Source organism: Leucobacter sp. M11 (assembly GCF_035726885.1).
Lineage (GTDB): Bacteria > Actinomycetota > Actinomycetes > Actinomycetales > Microbacteriaceae > JAPFRB01.
In genome coordinates, this window is record NZ_JAPFRB010000003.1 from 725,086 (window position 1) to 725,672 (window position 587).

2 protein-coding genes are annotated in these 587 nt (G+C 69.8%); both read right to left on the reverse strand.

The window, feature by feature from the left end; translation table 11 throughout:
* Window positions 1-286, reverse strand: a 286-nt coding sequence (locus OOT08_RS11870; protein ID WP_325092854.1) for an LLM class flavin-dependent oxidoreductase, incomplete at its 3' end; no start/stop codon positions are given.
* 171 nt (window positions 287-457) lie between these two features.
* Window positions 458-587 (reverse strand): biotin/lipoyl-containing protein (locus OOT08_RS11875; RefSeq protein ID WP_325092938.1); only part of this gene is annotated, 130 nt, incomplete at its 5' end.

Consider the following 587-nt stretch of genomic DNA (forward strand, 5'->3'; position numbering starts at 1 on the left):
CGAGGGTGCCGAACTGCTCGGCGATGACGAGCGGGGAGTGGTTCGGGAGCATCACGCCGCCGGAGCCGAGCCGGATCGTCGTCGTGTGCGCGGCGACGTGCGCGATGAGCACCGCGGTCGCGCTCGAGGCGATCGAGGACATGTTGTGGTGCTCCGCGTACCAGACCCGCGAGTAGCCGGTCTCCTCGGCCGCCTGGGCGGCGAGTACGGAGTTCTGGAGAGACTGGGCGACATTGCCGCTCGCCTCGATGGTGGCCAGGTCAAGCATCGACAGGGGAACGTTCATCGCCCCAGGGTACGCCCGATCCCTGACGGCACGCTTAGGCTTTCGAGCGAGAAGCATGATACCCCGCCCGGTATCCGAGGGGGCGGGGAACCGGGCGCGCGAAAACGGCCCCGTTCGTCCCGGAGAACCGGGGCGGACGGGGCCGAGTGCGCGCTGGGGCGTGCGCCGGAGTTACTCGGCGTCCACGATGTTGAGCAGCACGTGGCCGCTCGACACAGTGGTGCCCGCGGTCGCGTCCACCGCGGCGACGACGCCGTCGCGGTGCGCGAACAGCGACTGCTCCATCTTCATCGCCTCGAGC